This window comes from Candidatus Kaistella beijingensis (assembly GCF_020084865.1).
Taxonomy (GTDB): domain Bacteria; phylum Bacteroidota; class Bacteroidia; order Flavobacteriales; family Weeksellaceae; genus Kaistella; species Kaistella beijingensis.
Genome location: NZ_CP071953.1, coordinates 29,094 through 49,165 on the forward strand (window position 1 = coordinate 29,094; position 20,072 = coordinate 49,165).

A 20,072-nucleotide genomic window follows, 5' to 3' on the forward strand; every position below is an offset into this window, starting at 1 on the left:
TTTCTGCTAAAACGTTATCTTTGCAAAATGGAAAAACTCACTTTTGCCGATTTCGAACTGCCTGAAAAGATCCTTGACGTACTTGCAGATTCCAATCTTTTTGAACCGACGCCGATTCAGGAAAAAGCACTGAAACCGATTCTTTCAGGTCGCGATGTGATGGGAATTGCACAAACCGGAACGGGAAAAACTTTGGCGTACCTTCTTCCTGTTTTGAAAATGTGGAAGTATAACAAATCGGGGAATCCTACGGTTTTGATTTTGGTTCCAACTCGTGAATTGGTCGTTCAGGTCACCGAGATTTTGGAGAATTTAACCCAAAATATTTCAGCAAGAGTCATCGGAATTTATGGCGGAAAAAATATTAATACCCAAAAACTTTTGTTTAATGACGGTTGCGATATTTTAGTCGGAACTCCGGGAAGAGTGATGGATTTGGCGATTGACAATGCGATTTCTTTAAAGGAAGTTCAAAAATTGGTCATCGATGAATTTGATGAAATGCTGAATCTCGGTTTCAAAGCCCAGTTAACCCACATTTTCGAAATGATGCGTGAGAAAAGACAAAACATCCTTTTTTCTGCAACGATGACCGAAGCAGTTGACGCATTATTGGAACAATATTTTGCAGGTCCTGTGGAAATTTCTTTGGCAAAATCAGGAACTCCGCTCGAAAAAATTGAACAGATTGCCTACAAAGTTGAAAACTTCAATACCAAAATAAATCTTTTAGAAAATCTATTAAAAACGGATTCAGAGTTTTCTAAAGTATTGATTTTCTGTAACAATAAAAAACACGCTGATTATCTTTTCACCAAAATAGATGAGCTTTTTCCGGGAGAGTTTGATGTGATTCACTCCAACAAATCGCAGAATTACCGTTTGAATGCGATGAAAAGTTTCGAAACCCAACAAGTTCGTGGATTGATTACCACCGATATTATGGCGAGAGGATTGGATATTTCAGATATCACGCACGTCATCAATTTTGAGATTCCTGAAGTTCCGGAACAATACATTCACCGAATCGGAAGAACCGGAAGAGCCGATAAAGACGGGGTTTCTGTTTCATTTATAACGAAAAAAGAAGAACCCCTTTTGTTGGATATCGAAGTTTTGATGGATAAAGAATTGACTTTCAAAGATTTTCCTGCGGAAGTTAAAATCAATCCTTTAAAAATAGCTTCCGAAAAAGAAGAAGTGAAGATGAAAAACGCACACACGGTAAAATTTGAAGAAGGAGGAGGCGCTTTTCACGATAAAAAAGACAAGAACAAGAAGGAAAATTGGGGCGGTCCGCACAAAAGAAAACCTGCTAAAAAAGTGGGTGCAAATAGAGCGCAACAAAAATCAAAGTCGAAATCGAAGAGAAAAAAATAGACTCATCTATTTCAGAAAAGGTTTCATTTCTCTTGCCCAGATTTGATAACCTTCCGGTTTCATGTGTAACATGTCTTCCAAAAACAGATCTTTACGCACATTTCCATTTACATCGTTCATTGCTCTCGTAATGTCGATGTAATGAGCATTTTCCTTTCTGTGCATAAATTTTTTAATCAATTCGTTTGTTGCCCAATATTTTGTCCAAAGATGTTGCCGACTCGGTGATAACTTTATTGAGATATAATCAACCTGAATATCCGGATAATAATCCCTGATTTCGCAATAAAACTTTTTGAATCTCTTGAAAACCTGTCTTGGTTTCAATTCTTCATCAGCGGCAAAATCGTTTTCGCCGCAATAAATAATAATTTGTTTTGGCGAATAAGGTTGTAACAATTCTTTTGAATAAAAATTGAGGTCGGATAAACTTGAGCCGCCAAATCCTCTGTTAATAATGGTCTTATCTGGAAAATAATCTGAGATATTAGTCCATCTTGTAAATGAGGAACTTCCTAAAAAAAGTATTGCATCTTTTTTAGGTGGATTGTCTTTATTTAATTGGTTAAAATATTGAATATCATCCCAAAAAGTAGGTTTGTTTTGTGCCGAAATATTTAAAATTAATAAAAAAAAGAAAGGTAATAGAAAATAGTTTTTTCATTGATCACAATTTATTTTTTGATTATTTGGATAGGCTTTGCATCATTAATAATCATACAATGTGTTTCCACATTTCGCCGAACTTTTAAAAACTGAAAGGAACCTCACCTTTAAATTTCAAAAAAACCGCATAAAAAAACTCCCCGAAAATTTTCGAGGAGTCATATTCGTAATTCGAATTTCGTAGTTCGTATTTCCTAGTATCTGTAATATTCCGGCTTATAAGGTCCTTCAACCTCTACACCGATGTATTTAGCCTGTTCTGGTGATAAAGTTTCCAGTTCTACACCAATTTTTTTCAGGTGAAGCATCGCTACTTTTTCGTCTAATTTTTTAGGCAACATATAGACTTGGTTTTCGTAAGCATCGCTGTTTGTCCAAAGTTCAATTTGTGCCAAAGTTTGGTTGGAGAATGAATTACTCATCACAAAACTTGGGTGTCCTGTTGCACAACCAAGGTTTACCAAACGACCTTCTGCAAGGATGATGATGTCGTTTCCATCCACATTGTAAATATCAACTTGTGGTTTTACGGTTGATTTTGTAGAACCATAATTTTCGTTCAACCAAGCCATGTCAATTTCATTATCGAAGTGACCGATGTTGCAAACGATGGTTTTGTCTTTCATTTTTTTGAAATGTTCACCTCTTACGATGTTGTAATTTCCTGTAGTCGTGATGATGATATCCGCAGTTTCAATTACGTTGTCGAGTTTTTTCACTTCGTAACCTTCCATTGCAGCTTGCAACGCACAGATTGGGTCGATTTCTGTAACTGTTACGATAGAACCTGCACCTCTGAAAGAAGCGGCAGTTCCTTTACCAACATCACCAAAACCACAAACGATTACTCTTTTTCCAGCCAACATCACGTCTGTTGCTCTTCTAATCGCATCAACCGCAGATTCTCTACAACCATATTTATTATCGAATTTGGATTTGGTAACAGAATCGTTTACGTTGATTGCAGGCATTACCAAAGTTCCTTTTTCCATTCTTTCATAAAGTCTGTGAACTCCGGTTGTGGTTTCTTCAGAAAGCCCTTTGATGTCTTTTGTCAATTCAGGGTATCTGTCGAAAACCATATTTGTCAAATCTCCACCATCATCCAAAATCATGTTTAATGGTTTTCTGTCTTCACCGAAAAACAAAGTTTGCTCGATACACCAATCGAATTCTTCCTCGTTCATTCCTTTCCAAGCGTAAACAGGAATTCCTGCAGCAGCAATTGCAGCAGCAGCGTGGTCTTGCGTGGAGAAAATATTACAAGAAGACCAAGTAACATCTGCACCAAGAGCCACCAAAGTTTCAATAAGAACCGCAGTTTGAATCGTCATGTGAAGACATCCCGCAATTCTTGCTCCTTTTAACGGTTGAGAAGGGCCATATTCTTCACGAATTGCCATTAATCCCGGCATTTCTGCTTCGGCAAGCTCAATTTCTTTTCTTCCCCATTCTGCAAGGGAAATGTCCTTTACTTTGTAAGGAACGTATTGTGTTGTAGTTTCCATTTATTTTAGAAAATTTTTGCAAAAATACGACATATTTTTTTAAGTTTTTTTGAAGAATAGAACAATTTATAAATTCAATTAAAATATCGATAGGAGTGGGCTTTAGACCGCTTTTAAAAGGAGGAATTTATAATTAGCTTTAGCCAAAATTTAATATCAAAAAAACTCCGCCACAAAAATTTCGCGACGGAGTTTCGGTTTATAGAGAAAAATGAAATTTTTCGATTAAAGAAGCCACGAAGTGGCGACATCAGAGATTTTCAAAAAATTTTCAAAAAATTACTTCCAACCACCACCCAATCCTTTATAAATATCTACCACCGCGTTCAACTGGTTTTTCTTCGCTTCCACCAGTTCCATTTTGGCGTCCAGAGCATCGCGTTGATTCAGTAAAACTTCCAAATAATCGGCGCGGGAATTTTTGAATAGCAAAACTGCGATTTCATTACTATCATCCAACGCTTTGGATTGTTCCGCTTTCAATTTATAGTAACCTTCCATATTTTTAATTTTCGACATCAAACTCGAAACATCCAAATAAGCATTCACAACCGTTTTGTCGTATTCATACAGCGCCTGAATTTGTTTCGCATCCGCCGTTTTAAAATTTGCTTGAATTGCGGTTTTGTTAATCAACGGACCAGCAATATCTCCAACAAGATTTGATGCAATACTTTCTGGAATTTTGGTTAAATAAGTCGGATTAAACGCCTGCAGACCCAAAGTCGCACCAATATGCAGCGACGGATAAAATTCTTTTCTTGCGGCTTCCACATCCAATTTTGCGGATTTTAATTCCAATTCAGCGGCTTTGATGTCGGGTCTGTTGTCCAAAAGTTCATTCGGAATTCCGGTGTAAACGGCTTGCGGAACGAGTTTCATAAAGTTTTCCTTATTTCTCACAATTGGTTGCGGAAATCTTCCCAAAAGAGAATTAATGATGTTTTCCTTTTCTGTAATTTGTTGGTTGAGGTCGAATTTCGCTGCTTTTGATTTGGCGAGTTCGGCTTCAAATTTCTTTACCGCCAATTCCGTCGTCGCTGTTGCCTGTTTTTGGATTTTGGAAACTTCCAACGCCTTTTGCTGCAAAACAATGTATTTCTGAATAATATCCAACTGATTATCCAAAGCCAAAAGTTCATAATAATTATCCGCAACTTCAGCTATCAGAGAAGAAAGTACGAAATTTTTTCCTTCCACCGTGGAAAGATAATGCGCAACTGCCGCTTCTTTTTCCGTTCTTAATTTATGCCAAATATCGAATTCCCAATCTGCCGACAAACCAAACCTGAAATCCGGAAGCGGTTCTGGAATGTTTTTGTCGCCTTCCATTTTTGTTGAAGCATTTCCGGCTCCGGAAGAAGTGTATCTCGCCGTTTTTTCTGCGCCAATTCCTCCACCTGCAGAAACGGTTGGTTTCAATGAGCCGCTTTTATACAGAACATTGGCTTTCGCGATTTCGATTTCTTGAAGCGTAATCATTAAATCTTGATTATTCTTCAAAGCGATTTCTATCAAATTCGTCAAATCTGCATCGGTAAAAAACTGTTTCCACGGAATTAAACCGCTATTTTTTTGTTCGGAATTGTTTTCCTGATTTTGATACGTTTGCGGAACTTCTTCCTTCGCTTTACTTGCAATTACGGTCGCCATCGGTGCTTTGCAACTTTCCATTAAAGCCAAAAAACCAATTGCAACGCCAAAATATTTAAAATTAAATTTGTTCTTCATCTCCTCTTATTAAACTTGTATTGTGGTCATCCAATTCTTCACTCAAAGGATTGTCTTTTTCATAATTTGCCAATCGTGATTTCGCGGCAATCAATCCGAAAATATAATAAAGTCCCGGAATTAAAAACAGCCCGAAAATCGTTCCCAAAAGCATTCCTCCTGCTGCAGCCGTTCCAATGGTTCGGTTTCCAACTGCGCCTGGTCCTGTCGCCATTGCCAAAGGAAGCAAACCTGCGATAAATGCAAACGAAGTCATCAAAATTGGGCGGAAACGCAATGAAGCACCTTCCAAAGCAGCATCACGAACAGAAATTCCTTCATTTTTTCGTTGAACGGCAAATTCTACAATTAAAACTGCATTTTTTCCAAGCAAGCCAATCAACATAATCATTGCGATTTGGGCGTAAATATTATTTTCCAAACCGAATAATTGCAGACACAGAAATGCCCCGAAAATCCCCGTCGGTAACGATAAAATTATTGGTAACGGAAGAATGAAACTTTCATATTGCGCCGATAAAATAAGGTAAACAAATCCGAGACAGACCAAGAAAATATAAATCGCCTCGTTTCCGCGCGAAACTTCGTCTTTTGAAATTCCCGCCCAATCAATTCCATAACCTCTCGGCAAAGTTTTGTCGGCAACTTCTTGAATGGCTTTTATCGCCTCTCCCGAACTGTATCCTGATGCGGGGTTTCCGCTTACTTCCGAGGAATTGTACATATTGTAGCGCGTCATTTCCGACAATCCGTAGGTTTTTTTCAAACTCATAAAATCGGAATAAGGCACCATTTCATCCTTGTTGTTTTTCACATACAATTTCAACAAATCTTGCGGCATTGCACGATATTGCGGACCTGCTTGAACAATCACTTTGTAAGGACGGTCAAAACGAATGAAACCAGTTTCATAATTGGAACCAATTAAAGTTGAGAGATTGTTGAGCGCATTGTCCAAAGTAACGCCTTTTTGTTGCGCAATGTCATTATCAACGTTGAGGGAATATTGCGGAAAACTTGCGGAATAGAAAGTGAAGGCTTCACCAATTTCGGGGCGTTTTTTTAATTCTTTCACGAAATCTTTAGACACTTTTTCCATCATATGGAAATCGCCGCTTCCGGCTTTATCCAAAAGTCGCATCTCGAAACCTCCTGCTGCTCCATAACCGGGAATTGACGGCGGTTGGAAAAACTCAATGTCGGCTCCTGTAATATCTTTGCTTTTTTCCTCTAATTCTTTAATGATTTCTTGGGCGGAAAGTTTTCGGTCTTTCCAATCCTTCAAATTAATCATACAGGTCCCGGAGTTTGCGCCGGTTCCTTCCGTTAAAATTTCAAAACCTGCCAATGAAGAAACGGATTGAACGCCTTCTACTTTTTCTGCCACTTTTTGAAGTTGAAGCGCAATATTATTTGTCCTTTCCAAAGTTGAACCGGGCGGAGTTTGGATAATGGCGTAAATCATTCCTTGGTCTTCCTGAGGAATAAATCCGGACGGAAGTTTGTTGCCCAGAAGATAAATCAATCCACAAAAAAGTAATAATAAAGGCAGCGTAATCATCTTTCTGGAAACGGTTTTGCTTAAAACATTTTCATATTTTTTCTGTCCGAGGTTAAAGATATTGTTGAATTTATCTAAAAACAGATTAATCGGCGTTTTCTTTCTTTCTTTTCCGTGATTATTTATTAAAATTAAAGCACATAAAGCCGGTGTTAAAGTCAATGCCACAACTCCCGAAAGGATAATCGCAGAAGCCATTGTGATGGAAAACTGACGATAAAAAACGCCAACCGGACCGCTCATAAACGCAATCGGAATGAAAACCGAAGCCATCACCAAAGTAATCGCTACAATTGCACCGCTGATTTCGTGCATCGCTTTTTCCGTCGCTCGTAAAGGCGAAAGTCCTTCATGTTCCATTTTGGAGTGAACTGCTTCTATGACGACAATTGCATCATCTACAACGACACCAATTGCCATTACCAAAGCAAAAAGTGAAATTAAATTTAAAGTAATTCCAAACGCCGACATCACCGCAAATGCGCCAATCAACGAAACCGGAACCGCAATAATCGGAATAATCGTGGAACGCCAATCTCCCAAAAACAGAAATACCACAATTCCCACTAAAACAAATGCCTCAAAAAGCGTGTGAACTACTTTTTCAATCGACGCGTCCAAAAATCGGGAAACATCGTAACTGATTTTGTAGTGCATTCCCTTCGGAAGGTTGTGTTTTCCAATGTCTTCCATCAATGCTTTTACTTTGGTAATTACATCGCTCGCATTGGAACCGTAAGATTGTTTGATGGTAATTGCAGCCGAAGTTTTCCCATCCAATGTGGTGTAAATATCATACATACTGCTTCCAAATTCAATATCGGCAACATCTTTTAATCTGATAAATTGCCCGTCGGAATTTGATTTTACGATGATTTCGCCATATTGCTTTTCGTTGGTGTATCTTCCGGGATATTTGATGACATACTCAAAAGTTGAAGATTTTTTCCCCGAACTTTCGCCTGTTTTTCCGGGCGACGCTTCCAAACTTTGTGCGCTTAATGCTTCCATTACTTCATCGGCAGAAATGTTGTAAGCCGTCATTCTGTCCGGTTTCAGCCAAATCCTCATCGCATAATCGCGGTTTCCTACGATATCGGCTTCACCAACCCCTGGAATTCTTTGCAATTCCGGCAAAATATTGATATCGGCAAAATTGTAAACAAATTTATTGTCCACTTTTTTGTCGTCGCTGTACACATTTACATACATCAAAATGTTCGGTTCTTCACGAGTAATTTTCACACCTTCACGAACAACCAACGGCGGAAGTTTGTTAATCGCCGAAGAAACGCGGTTTTGTACATTAATCGCTGCAACATTCGGGTCGGTTCCCAATTGAAAAACCAAATTGATGGACGCTTCACCGTCGTTTCCGGCGTCACTTTCCATATATTTCATTCCGGGAACTCCGTTCATGGCGCGTTCCAAAGGAATAATGACTGATTTTATTAAAAGTTCGTTGTTTGCTCCGGGATATTCTGCGGTGATATTTACTTTTGGGGGCGAAATGCTCGGAAATTGGGTAATAGGAAGTTTTAATAATGATAAAATTCCCAAAAACACGATAATTAGCGAGATGACGATGGACAGAACTGGTCTGCGAATATATTTATTAAACATTTTTTCTCTGTTTTTAATTCGCTTTATATTTCAAATTTCTGAACACATCGGAAGGTTTTTCAAACTTCACTTTCAGTTTTTGGTCGTCTTTCACTTTCTGAACGCCATCCAACAAAATCTTGTCATTCTCGGTCAATCCTGAAGAAATGATGTAAATATCTGGAAGTTCGTTTCCGATTTTTACTTCTCTGGATTTTGCGAGACCGTTTTTATCAATCACGAAAACATAAGTTTTATCCTGAATTTCGTAAGTTGCTTTTTGTGGAATGATAATCGCACCAATCAAAGGAACAGCCATCTGAATTTTTCCAGTTTCGCCGTTTCTCAAAATACCTTTAGAATTGGGGAATTTCGCACGGAATGCGATGTTTCCTGTTTCATTGTCAAATTCACCTTCAACCGTTTGAACATAACCATTTTCCGGAAATTTTTCACCATTTGCCATCATTAATGAAACTGAAGTTTGTTGATTTTCAGATGAATGCGTCATATAATTGATGTATTCCGGTTCAGCGACATTGAAATAGGCAAAAATTCCGGAATTGTCGGAAAGCGTGGTCAACAAATCGCCTTCATCAATTAAACTTCCAATTTTTAAAGGTAGTCTGTTGATAATTCCCGAAAACGGCGCTCTTACACTTGTAAAAGAAAGGTGGAGTTGCGCCAATCTCATTTCGGCATTTGCGCCGTCTAATTTTGCTTTCGCCATCGCTCTTTCCTGCGGAGAAACGACATTGTTTTTGGATAAAGTCGATGCGTTTTGCAACTCGATTTGTGCTTGTGCAACTTCGGCTTTCGCTTTCAAATACTCTGCCTGATAAATTTGCGGCATAATCTGAAACATCACCTGTCCTTGATGCACATATTGACCTTCATCCACAAAAACTTTTTGCAGAAAACCTTTTTCCTGCGCCCTAAGTTCAATATTCTTTACCGATTTTATTTGGGCGACATATTCTTTGGTGAGAACGGTGTCTTGTTTTATGGGATTGGTGATGGGGTAAACAGCGGCTTCTTCATTTTTTTCCTCTTTTTTGGAGCAGGAAACCAACAGTAACGCGCTGCACAAAGCAATGCCTGAAAATAATTTAAACATAAGTTGATTACGTTTTTAGAAAGATAATTTTGAATTTTTTAATGTGACTTATGTATTCAATTCATAAAATTAAACACAAAATTTTCCGCTGATTATTACTGATAATCAACTTCTTAAAAGAAAATAAAAATTTTAAATACGGAGGTTTCTCAGAACGAGATAACGTTTTGAAGTAAGGACAACTTCAGGATTAAAACCAGTGAAATCTGATTTTCCGTTGAGTAAAAATATCAGACTTGAAAAAAGTGAAAGTGCAGCAACAAAAGTAATAATGTCGGTATCCAGTCCCTGAAAATTATCCTCAGTCACCGTAGTTTTTAAGAATTTTTCAAAATTTTTCTTGTGCTGCTTTTTTTCGACATTTTGGTGAAAGTGAGAATTTTTTGCGGTTGTTTGTAGAGAAATTGTTGTGTTTGAAATTTCCTGACCTAATGCCATTTCATAACTATTTCCTACAATAAATACTGCAAAAATTACGGCTAAAAAGTAAATTATTCCCTTTTTCACGGTACAAAATTACAAAGCTTAATATAAAGCTACAATCCAGATGACAAAATTTAATGAGAATTTAATGTTTTCATATATTTGTTAAAATTTAATAACAATGCCGCTTTACCGAGATTTTTCTGACCAAAATGCCACTATTCTTTTATGGAAGTATGACGAAAATGAGGAATTGAATGAAGAATTTCTTTTGGATAAGGAAGACTACGAAAAGATTAAAGATTATCACCCAACGAAGTTAAAGGAACATCTTTTGGTAAGAAAGATCTTGAAATCAGTTTTACCCCATCACAAAATTCTTTACAAAGAAAGAGAACCTTTGCTGTATCCCAAAGATTTTGAGATTTCAATTACCCATTCCTTTCCTTTTGCGGCTTTGGCAATTTCAAAAAATAAAGTAGGAATCGATATCGAACCTTTTAACCAGAAAATTTTAAGGATTAAAGACAAATTTCTTTTTCCTGAAGAGGCCGAATTTATTGAAAAGAGTAGGGAAGTTGCTTATCTCACGGTGATTTGGTCGCTGAAAGAGAGCCTTTACAAAATTCACCACTCGAATTATTGGTCGCTAAAAAAGCATTATGAGGTAAAACCTTTCGACCTGGATTTTCCTTACGGAATTAGGTGCAGGGTTCACGACGAAAAAGTTTCCGATTTGTTTAAAGCCCGAGTTGAATTTTTTGACAACTATTGTTTGACCATTGTGGATTGAGGTTCGAGATACGAGATGCCAGCTTTTTAATAAACTCAAAAACTTCCATTCTCAAACTCTTAATTCCTCAAAACTCAACGACTCACCCACAAAATCACAAGCCTAATTTCTCTGCCACTTTACGCTGTTCTTTTGCCACATCGTAAAGCAGGTCGAGAATTTCGCTTAAGTTTTTCAGTTCCGTTAAATGAGTGATTCTATTCGGGTCGCGACGGTTGAAAACTTCGGTTTCGCTGATTTCTTTTTTTCTTCTTTCCAAGAGTTTTTCTACGGAATCCTCAGGTTGAATTTGGCTTTCATGAAGTGTTTGCTCAAATGCAGTCTCTTGATTCAAGATGAGATTAGTTGCACGGAGTTCCGCCGAAATTTTGGTGTTCCAACCTTCGAAATCAATTTCAGGGTATTGGTCTGCACTTTTTGTATATTGGGAAAGAGAAGCAATATAGGCGGTAATCAAATGCCCTGTGTTGACGAATTGGTGTACATTTTCAAGCCTTTTCTGCTGGTTTTTGGGATCGGAAATCATGCGTTGAAAACTATCGGAAAGATTTGCCAAACTGATGATGGCGTCTTTTCTTTTCAGCTTGTAGTTTTCAACCCCTAATTTTTTTTCTGAGAAAAGATCCATCACCGCCCTAAAATATTCTAGATTACTGATGGATGACCGTTTCATCAAATCGATATTTTGTGTATGTTCCCAAACAGGAAGAACGAAATAGGAGACGACGAAAGCGACAATTCCTGCAATTGCCGTATCAAGAATTCTATCTTTAAAAATAAGGTTTACATTTCCGGGATTGAGGAAATTAAAACTCAGAAAAATATAGATCGTCATAAAAAAAACTGCCCAAGAATATTTTTCCTTTAAAAGACTGAAACACATAATCATACTAAAAAAAAGCATTACTAAAAGTGCAGTGGTGTCTTTCACAAAAAATAAAATTCCATAAGCAATTACGGCACCTGCAGCAGTTCCGTACAAACGAAGCAGATTTCTATGTTTTGTCGTGGAATATGCAGGTCGCATAATCGCAACAATCGTAATTAAAATCCAATACGAATGACCAATTCCCAAAAATTGGAATTTGGAAATGGAATAACCGATTAACAAAGCAATTGTGATTCTAATTGAATGTCGAAAATGTGATGATTTTAATGAAAAGTTGCTTAGCAGAACTTTCATGTTCAGCTTTTCGTTGTTGGTCACGAATTTTTCTAAATCAAGGCCGCTCGAAAGACTTTTCGCCAAGTTTTTGTCTTGACTGAAAACTTTGTACATCGTTTTGATTTCATCCGCGATGTCGGTAATCCGAACCAAAATCAGACGCATGATCATGAAGTTTTCAAGAGTTTCGGGATTTAGTTTCTCGTTCCTTAAATCGAAATATTCTTCAAAAATTTTTTCGAGTTCAGAGTCGATATGATGAATTGGTTTAGCCTTAATTCCACTTTGTAAGGCGATGCCGATGTTTGTAAGTTCTTCTAAGAGTTTAGACAAGTAGTCACTCAGTGAATTCAAAAAACCGCTCTTCCCGAAACTTTCCTGCATTTTTCGGTAGTCGGTTTCCGAAGTCATCAGTTTTTCATGCAAATCGATTGAATTTAGAAACATCAACATTAAAAGACGGCTTGTCGTGGTAGATTCGTTTACAATTTGTCGGGTCTTAAAAACGGTTTCGCGGGTTTCTTCCTGTAAATTTTTAATCTTTATCTGTTGCGAGATGACGTGTCGGTGAAGCTCATCAAAATCAGGGTTTTCTAGATAGAATTTGGATTTAATTTTTAAATATTCTGCCAGTTCAAGATAGTTTTCACCAATCATTTGTCCTGCCAATTTGTAAGGCTGAATTTTAGAAACAATCAGAAATATCAGAAAATAACAAACCGATCCGGCAAAAAATATCAATAAACTTTTAAAGATGTTTTGCCCCGTTAAATGTCCGTCGATAAAGATGCCGAGAACGACCAACGAAAGTCCGCCAACTGCCGCCAATCGTTGTCCATAAACACCAATCAGTGAGAAAAACATTCCGAAGAGAATGATTTCGAGATAAATTAGTAGAGGAAAATCTTTAACTAAACTCGCCACGGTCGCAACTATTAAAAAACTGAAAATTGCGAGAAGCAAAGCATTCCTTCGCCTGATAAATGGTCCGGCTTGATCAGTTAATCCCACAAAACTGGTTGCAAGCGGAAACAGGAAGAATTCTTTCAGCAAACCGAAATGCGCCAAAATAATACTTGGAATTACAATTGCCAAAGAAATTCGCACGCCGGAATAAATCGACTGGCTGGTTGCAAATTTTTTAAGTTCGGTGGCGTAGTTCATTGTACAAATTTAAAGTTTTATTCCACAAAAAAAGTCCCAACGAATCGGGACTTTGTTTTAAATCTGATTTTGATTAGTAATCTGCGTTGGATGATTCTTCGCCGATATTCCAGGTGAGCCCGAATCTTAAAGTGTTGTCCAAAGCGGAATTTACTTTTGATGTATTGATGAGGTAAGACATATCCAAACCAAAAGATTGGTATTTTAATCCAACACCAACGGTTGCGTATTGTCTTCCCCCTTGTTCAGGACTTTCATGGAAGTAACCTCCTCTTACTGCGAAAGCGTTGTCGTACTCATATTCCACAGCGCCACTTAGCATTAAGCTTTTCGGGTTGCTGAAAGATTTCCCGATTCCGGACATTACGCCCACATTTGGTACGTTTCCAGTTTTATCGGGTCCAGGAACCAAAAGTTTTGACGCTTCGAAATTTATTCCCACGCGATTTAAATCATCAATAAATAAATCGTAGCCCGCTCCTAATCGAGCCATTGTCGGCAAATAAGATCTTGACTCGTCATCTCCGGTATAATCCAGTCTTGGTCCTAGATTTTGGATGGCAAAACCACCTCTTGCACGGCCTTCAAAGTCGTTGATACTGGTGTGTTTTTCGGATTGAAAATATCCTGAAACATCTACTGCAAAGGAATTCGCTGGTTTTAAAGTATTGTCGGAATTGAATCCACCAGACAAATCTGAACGGATAAATCTACCTGTAACCGCCATGGAATAATAGTCTGAAAGCTTTAATCCGTACGCAACGTCAATAGAAAACTCATTTGGTTTTGCGGTACCTTCCTGAACAACTTCCGTCCCAACAAGTTTTGTTAAATCCACAGAACCCATGTTGAAATAATAGATGCTTGCGGAAATGGTGGCTCTTTCCTCATCTCCTAAAAATTGATGATAGGCACCGTATAACAAAAATACATCATTAGTAAGTTTACTCATGTAAGGAGTATAGTTAACTCCTACAGCAGAAGTTGTTTTACTGAAGGGGTATTTTGCTGCGTTCCAAAACTGGGAAAAAGCGTCTGTTGTAGTTGCCACACCTTGATCACCCATTCCACCTGCTCTTGCATCAGGAGAAATTCTTAAGAAGGGAGCTCCGGTAAGTACCGGGTAAATATTTCCAATTTGAGAATAAGCGGCGACACTCATCCCTAATCCCAAACCTAAAAAGAGTTTTTTAGTCAATGTCATAAAATCGTTTTTTTCGTTTATAGAATTTTTATTTTAATAATACCATTTTCTCAACAGCTGTAGCACTTCCTTTACATTTATCCTGGTTCTGGCTTTTAGCGTAAATTTTGAAGATGTAGGTTCCTTTTCCAACCGAATCCCCAAAATCATCTTTTCCATCCCATTCAATCGCGGTTCTTGGCGTGCGGAAACCTTGGAAGAAAGGTTCTGCCGTTACAGCAGTAGAAATGGTTTTTACCAGTTTTCCAGTGATGGTGAAAATTTGCACATTTACATCTAAAATATCATTGCAATTATGCTCAAATTGAACATACGTCTTATTGGTAAATGGATTTGGCCAGTTTAGCAGTTTGTTAACCACTAAATTTTGGTCGTTTTCGCCCTTAACTACAAAGTTTAACGTGGCAGTTGTGGAATTATTGTTGATGTCCCACACTTTAAAAGTTAATTGATGCGGACCGGGGGTTAAATTTCGGAAAGGATAATTTACATTCCCTTTCTGATAATCTGCTAAACTAGGGTTTGTACAGCCATTTCCTTCCCCAGAAAAATAGAAGTCGTTCAAGACCACCGTGTCGATAATTTTTCCATCGAGAACTACAGTAATGTCGTGGCCAATTCCAGATCCTGTAGAATTGATTCCTTTATCATCGGTGACGCAAGCTAACAAAGTTGGATTTTCATTGGTAATACCGCCATCTGCAAAATTAGTGTTGTTCATATAAAGTTTCACTTTTGGTGGATCATTATCATTAATTCCATCGGGATTAATTCCACCAATGGTTTGCGCCTGGTTGGTAAATACGTCAAACACCTTGTTGTCTGCATAACCTAAAATTCTACCTGTTCCTAAAGTATAGTTGATGTCTTTCGGTACGTAAAACTCTACAGTGAAAACCCCATCTTTGGCAACTCCAGAAGATTTTACAATAGGCGAACCCTCTTCGGTGTACTGAAGCACCGGATTTAATTTTGGTGATCCGTCGTTATTCAGTGTTTTCTTGTTAAGCCTTTTATCAAAAATGTTAATGGCTACTCTTCCGTTAAAAGTATTGTCCAAAGTACCGTCTTCCTTATTGATATGTCCTGTAATTTTTACAAAATCAAGAGCGCGGAGCTGTCCAGGAACAGGAGATTCAACGTTGTCAATTTTCAGTAAACGTTTTGGTCGGCTCAAAGTTCCGGCAGGATCACCGAGGAAATTTACCTTCAAGTGGTCACTTTGCGGACCTTTTTCAATTTTAGCTTTTAAAAGCGCATCACCAAGCGTGCTGAATTGATCATTGTTTAGAGCAAAAATATTCTTTATCAATATGGAGCTAAACAGTTCCCCGTAAACCACCGAAATTGCACGGCTAGAGGTGATCATTGTTGCGGCACCACCCGTTTTGTGCTTGATCACCTGTTCACCTGCGGAAGAAGTTCCTGGCTCATCCCACAAAGTAAACTCACAAGTTATCGTGGAAACCAAAGGAAACCGTGAATAAACGTTATTGTAATTATTGAAATTTTGGATATCATCGATGCTCAAGACTCTTTCTTGCGCCCAACCGTTAATACCGCCATGACCGAAATAAAGGAGGTACAAACTGTTTCCTACATCATTAGAAATAGCTTGGTTCACTTGCGGATACCGCTGTCCGCCAGAAGCTGACTGAGCCGCAAATGAATCTAAAAATAATTTTCGTACGTTATATTCCTTACGTTCGGTTCCTGTCTCAAAAGAATTTACAATTGCAGTATTCACTGTATTGTGGAATGGAAGAACATTGTCCGCATCATCGTCTGCCACAAAATCTAATTTCATCCTCCATTCACCAAAAGGTGTTGACTGGCCTGGAAGAGCGTTGTAGTAGGCAAGGGTTTTGTCGATCAAAAGTTTTGCTTCTGAAACATTAGCTGCAGGAAGTCTTCCTATCGGCAAGTCGGGTAGAAGTGAATAAATATAGGTTGGTGGTTCTGCAGGATTAAGTGGCGCGATTTGCGGAGCGGTCATCACAAAATAATCGTCCGTTACGAAAGAATTAGAATAGGTAGCACTTTCCTCACTTTCATAACTAGGCACAATGTCTGAACCAGGGTTATTTTTACCACGGTGGTCATAAGAGGCGTCGCCTAAAATGAACACATATTTTAATTTTCCAGCAGGAGTATTGAGTTTGGTGACAAAATCTCGAATGGCTGTAATATCTTTACTTCCACTGCTGAATTCATTGTAAATTTTGTTGACATCAACTACGGCTACGTTGTATTTATTTTGGTAGTAGTTTGCTAATCTCTGGGCTTGCCCCATCATTTCTGGAACTGTTATCATAAGGTAATCCACATTTTGAAGACCTGATAAGTCCTGATTTTCAGTTTTCCCTACAAATGATGGTAAAAATGCGTCTGCACTCTTGAAAGCCACAAATTCATTGACGAAAAGGTCGCTATTTGCAACATACCCGAAATCGAAGTTTGCATTTCCTCCGGACTTGTTCACTTTTCTTGTAACATTGGTAACATCCGAAACTTGCCAAACCTGCTCAATTGATGAAGCATCGCTCATACTAAAAGTATAAGTAGTACCGCTGCCTTCGGAGATATCATAACTTCGGAAATTCATCTGTGTATTATTGAACTTTAAATCCTGCTTATACTGAACTTCTGCATAGTCGAAGAAAAATTTTCCCTGTGGATTTGCTGAAAAGCTGGGAGTAAAATTAAAACTAAGCTGATTGCCGCTAAAGTTGGAGGTATTACCAAAAAAGTAACCCATGACATACTCATTTTTTTCGGTAGCCTGAACGGCAAATACTCCGGATTCCGTATTGTTTAAATTGAAATCAACCTTGTTGCCATTTGATTGATATCCAATAAGTCTTGCACGGTATTTTATAACGTCTGTTGTCTGAAGAGGGAATCTTGTGGTAAAGGTAACTGTCTTAGGTTCGGAAAAAGAATCTCCAATCCAAATACGGCCTACTTTCATCAAATTGAATTTCTCTTCGTTAATATATTGATACTCATCATACCTTGAAATAATGTTGGAGTTTACGTTTACATCGCTATCCTGAATTCTTTTTCCGGGACCTAAATCAAAATTGATGAAATAATAAGCGAAATCCTCATATACATTCATAAAGTTATAAGAATTGTCTGCTCTAGTCTCAAATCTTCGGTTTCCGTTTCCGTTTCTGTCATTGGAAGTTTTGAAAACATTATATCCATGAGGTCCCTGTGCGTAAAAAAGAGCGTAATCATCCTCATTCCAAACACCGTCATTTTCTCCCACAACCTGTATTGCGTCTTCCTGTAAAGCCGCAAATCGGAAATCTTGGTTGTGTTCTGGCAAGGTTAATCCGCCGTTTCCATAGATTCGGAAGTTTTTCGGGTTGATATTTGCCGGGTTGATTCCATTATCGCGTAAAAACTTGGTTGTAATCTTGAAAACCCCTGTTTTATCAACCTTAATTTTAAAGAAGTTTCCAGATTTTAGTGGATTATCGGTAGTTCCGGATCTCTTCGTCAAGTTTTGGTTTAAAGAATTGGTACCACTGTTCACAATACTGAAAGAAGTCAGGCGGTAAAAGTTTCCGTTTTCATTTTTTAAGACAGAAACCCGAAGATTGGTCGTTTTCTCCTTCGTGTAAGGATTGGTGTAGTAACTTACGTCCGCAAAATCTTTTGAAGGAATGCGATTGCTGCTGATTTCGAAAAGTTCTTTCGGACTTATTTTTTCCCAAACAATATTGGATATTTGTTGGTCCGCCCCTGAATATTTACTGGTCGAACGATAAAAAACAGAACCTTCTTCGTACACAAAACCATCATTCTTAAATGACGGAACGGTAACACTATAGCTCCCGAAATCCATGATCCGGCTTCCTTCCCATTCAATTTTGACGTTTTGAGAATAAGCCGATATGATAAAAATGTTGATTAATAATAAAGTTAAAATTCGTTTCATCTGAAGTTTTTTTTTCGCGGTTACAAATTAAACGAAAAATAATAAATAATAATATCATACAATAAAATTAATTTGTTAACGTTTTGCAAAAAAATCAATACATAATTTGATTTATTAAATAATTTCTTTTTTCTTTGTACTCTGAAAATATCTATATTGACTATGAATAAACTTAAGTTGTTTTCTTTAATAGCGTTGAGTTCCACTATGCTTTTAGTAAGTTGCGGCGGTAGCGGCGGCGGAAAGAAGGGCGGTGGTACAAAACGTTTTACCAGTAAAACCGGTTGGAAACCCAACGATCAGAAAGGTTGGTTCTTCACCGGAAAACAACAGAAACAAAAAGGATGGCCGGGAATGGTTTATGTAGAAGGCGGTACCTTTACCATGGGATTGGTGAAAGACGATGTAATGCATGACTGGAACAATACCCCTAGAAGAATGCAGGTTAGCTCATTTTTTATTGGTGAAACTGAAATTACCAATTACGAATATCGTGAATACGTTACCTGGTTAAAATTTGTATTTCCTCCATCTGATCCTAGTTTTAAAGAAATTTACAAAGGAGCGCTTCCTGATACATTGGTGTGGAACAATAAGCTCTCCAGAAACGATTTCGCGGAAACTTATTTCCGCAGGCCAGAATATGATTACTATCCTGTAGTAGGAGTTTCATGGCTGCAAGCTTCCAGATATTGCGATTGGTTAACCGACAGAGCAAACGAGAAGGCTTTGATGGAACAAGGTGTCATTTCAAAAGATTTCTATACCAACGATGCGAACAATCAAGGTCCAAACTCATTTAACTTAGACAAGTTCAAAGCAAATGATCCTGAAATGGAAGCGTACATCAATCAGCAAAGATTGCAGCAAAAATCAGGGATCAAAACCAGCAATCAGAGAATTATGGCGGCAAACCGTAATGCTACAGCTGGTGTTGTTGAGAAATTCAGGCTTCCAACAGAGGTGGAATGGGAGTTCGCTGCTTTAGGAATGCAAAAAGAGAGAGAATACAACCTTTACCAAAACAAAAAACCTGAAATCGAAGAATTGAAAGGTAAAAAAGGTAAGAATCGTGGGATGTATCTTGAAAACTTTAAGCAAGGACGAGGTGACTATTCCGGAGTTGCAGGTTGGAAAAATGACGGTTCTCCTACAACAGCTGACGTGAAACAGTATCCATCAAACAATTTAGGTATTTTTGGAATGTTCGGTAACGTTGCAGAATGGACAGCAGATGTTTACAGACCAATTATTGACGAAGAAGCGAGTGATTTCAACTACTACAGAGGAAACGTTCCACAAGAAGTGGTGAAAAATGCTGACGGTACTTTCAAAAAAATTGACGCTGCTAAATACGATACACTTGCCGACGGAAGATTAGTTTATAAAGGTCTTCCTGGTCAGTATGAAAGAGAAACAGTTGCGGATAACAGAAATTTCCGTGACGGGGATTTCCAATCCTCGCTTGATGCAGGTTACGGAAGAGCAGAAGACAGTACAACGATGGGCTATAATATGTATAACTCCAAGCAGAAAAGATTTATCGTAGATGAAAGAGGAAGAGTTATTTTACAAAAAGACCCACTTTCAAGAACTACCAGAATTTCCAATGAAGTACGTGTTATTAAAGGAGGGTCTTGGTTAGACGGAGCTTACTGGTTAGATCCAGGGCAAAGAAGATTCCGCGACGAGGCAAAATCTTTCGGGTGGGTTGGTTTCCGTGTTGCACAGGACGCTAAATCCTCCGGTAAAGGCAGAACAAAAAGATAATTTTTTAGAAAAATATTTTATAAATCCTTCCGCAATTGC

12 protein-coding genes are annotated in these 20,072 nt (G+C 38.0%); 3 read left to right on the forward strand and 9 right to left on the reverse strand.

The genetic code is table 11. The features are described from left to right. The first annotated feature begins 27 nt into the window (after positions 1-27). The gene (locus J4771_RS00115) at positions 28-1,380 is read left to right on the forward strand and encodes a DEAD/DEAH box helicase (RefSeq protein ID WP_224135469.1); all 1,353 of its coding nucleotides are present in this window, start codon (positions 28-30) and stop codon (positions 1,378-1,380) included. A gap of 6 nt (positions 1,381-1,386) precedes the next feature. Here the strand turns inward: J4771_RS00115 and J4771_RS00120 are convergent, their stop codons facing one another. The 6 genes from J4771_RS00120 to J4771_RS00145 form a co-directional block, all read right to left on the reverse strand. Further along, on the reverse strand, positions 1,387-2,004 hold the full coding sequence (locus J4771_RS00120; RefSeq protein WP_317196382.1) for a GDSL-type esterase/lipase family protein: 618 nt from the start codon (positions 2,002-2,004) through the stop codon (positions 1,387-1,389). Positions 2,005-2,240: 236 nt separating this feature from the next. After that, positions 2,241-3,554, reverse strand: coding sequence for an adenosylhomocysteinase (gene ahcY, locus J4771_RS00125; protein WP_224135470.1), 1,314 nt, complete (start codon positions 3,552-3,554; stop codon positions 2,241-2,243). Positions 3,555-3,833: 279 nt separating this feature from the next. Next, positions 3,834-5,285 (reverse strand): TolC family protein, encoded by a 1,452-nt coding sequence (locus tag J4771_RS00130; protein WP_224135471.1) that lies wholly within the window; start codon positions 5,283-5,285, stop codon positions 3,834-3,836. Further along, a complete protein-coding gene (locus J4771_RS00135) occupies positions 5,269-8,469 on the reverse strand; it encodes an efflux RND transporter permease subunit (protein WP_224135472.1) in 3,201 nt (1,066 codons plus the stop codon). Before J4771_RS00135 ends, J4771_RS00130 begins: the two co-directional genes overlap by 17 nt. A gap of 13 nt (positions 8,470-8,482) precedes the next feature. Next, the gene (locus J4771_RS00140) at positions 8,483-9,565 is read right to left on the reverse strand and encodes an efflux RND transporter periplasmic adaptor subunit (RefSeq protein ID WP_224135473.1); all 1,083 of its coding nucleotides are present in this window, start codon (positions 9,563-9,565) and stop codon (positions 8,483-8,485) included. 132 nt (positions 9,566-9,697) lie between these two features. After that, a complete protein-coding gene (locus J4771_RS00145) occupies positions 9,698-10,072 on the reverse strand; it encodes a hypothetical protein (protein ID WP_224135474.1) in 375 nt (124 codons plus the stop codon). A gap of 97 nt (positions 10,073-10,169) precedes the next feature. Between J4771_RS00145 and J4771_RS00150 the strand changes: the two genes are divergently transcribed. Further along, the gene (locus tag J4771_RS00150) at positions 10,170-10,781 is read left to right on the forward strand and encodes a 4'-phosphopantetheinyl transferase family protein (RefSeq protein ID WP_224135475.1); all 612 of its coding nucleotides are present in this window, start codon (positions 10,170-10,172) and stop codon (positions 10,779-10,781) included. A gap of 94 nt (positions 10,782-10,875) precedes the next feature. On the opposite strand, the gene J4771_RS00155 is transcribed toward J4771_RS00150, so the two are convergent. From J4771_RS00155 to porU, 3 genes are all read right to left on the reverse strand, one after another. After that, complete coding sequence (locus J4771_RS00155) at positions 10,876-13,110, reverse strand: FUSC family protein (RefSeq protein ID WP_224135476.1); 2,235 nt, start codon at positions 13,108-13,110, stop codon at positions 10,876-10,878. 73 nt (positions 13,111-13,183) lie between these two features. Then, on the reverse strand, positions 13,184-14,314 hold the full coding sequence (porV, locus tag J4771_RS00160) for a type IX secretion system outer membrane channel protein PorV (protein ID WP_224135477.1): 1,131 nt from the start codon (positions 14,312-14,314) through the stop codon (positions 13,184-13,186). A gap of 28 nt (positions 14,315-14,342) precedes the next feature. After that, a complete protein-coding gene (gene porU / locus J4771_RS00165) occupies positions 14,343-18,263 on the reverse strand; it encodes a type IX secretion system sortase PorU (RefSeq protein WP_224135478.1) in 3,921 nt (1,306 codons plus the stop codon). Between the two features lie 162 nt (positions 18,264-18,425). Here porU and gldJ point away from each other — a divergent pair, with 162 nt between their 5' ends. Then, positions 18,426-20,033, forward strand: a complete 1,608-nt coding sequence (gene gldJ, locus J4771_RS00170) for a gliding motility lipoprotein GldJ (protein ID WP_224135479.1) — start codon at positions 18,426-18,428, stop codon at positions 20,031-20,033. The last annotated feature ends 39 nt before the right edge of the window (positions 20,034-20,072 follow it).

Excerpts from the sequence above, each read along its gene's own strand:
- J4771_RS00115 (WP_224135469.1), top strand. The coding sequence starts at position 28 with ATGGAAAAACTCACTTTTGCCGATTTCGAACTGCCTGAAAAGATCCTT.
- ahcY (WP_224135470.1), bottom strand. The coding sequence starts at position 3,554 with ATGGAAACTACAACACAATACGTTCCTTACAAAGTAAAGGACATTTCC.
- J4771_RS00130 (WP_224135471.1), bottom strand. The coding sequence starts at position 5,285 with ATGAAGAACAAATTTAATTTTAAATATTTTGGCGTTGCAATTGGTTTT.
- J4771_RS00135 (WP_224135472.1), bottom strand. The coding sequence starts at position 8,469 with ATGTTTAATAAATATATTCGCAGACCAGTTCTGTCCATCGTCATCTCG.
- J4771_RS00140 (WP_224135473.1), bottom strand. The coding sequence starts at position 9,565 with ATGTTTAAATTATTTTCAGGCATTGCTTTGTGCAGCGCGTTACTGTTG.
- J4771_RS00150 (WP_224135475.1), top strand. The coding sequence starts at position 10,170 with ATGCCGCTTTACCGAGATTTTTCTGACCAAAATGCCACTATTCTTTTA.
- J4771_RS00155 (WP_224135476.1), bottom strand. The coding sequence starts at position 13,110 with ATGAACTACGCCACCGAACTTAAAAAATTTGCAACCAGCCAGTCGATT.
- porV (WP_224135477.1), bottom strand. The coding sequence starts at position 14,314 with ATGACATTGACTAAAAAACTCTTTTTAGGTTTGGGATTAGGGATGAGT.
- porU (WP_224135478.1), bottom strand. The coding sequence starts at position 18,263 with ATGAAACGAATTTTAACTTTATTATTAATCAACATTTTTATCATATCG.
- gldJ (WP_224135479.1), top strand. The coding sequence starts at position 18,426 with ATGAATAAACTTAAGTTGTTTTCTTTAATAGCGTTGAGTTCCACTATG.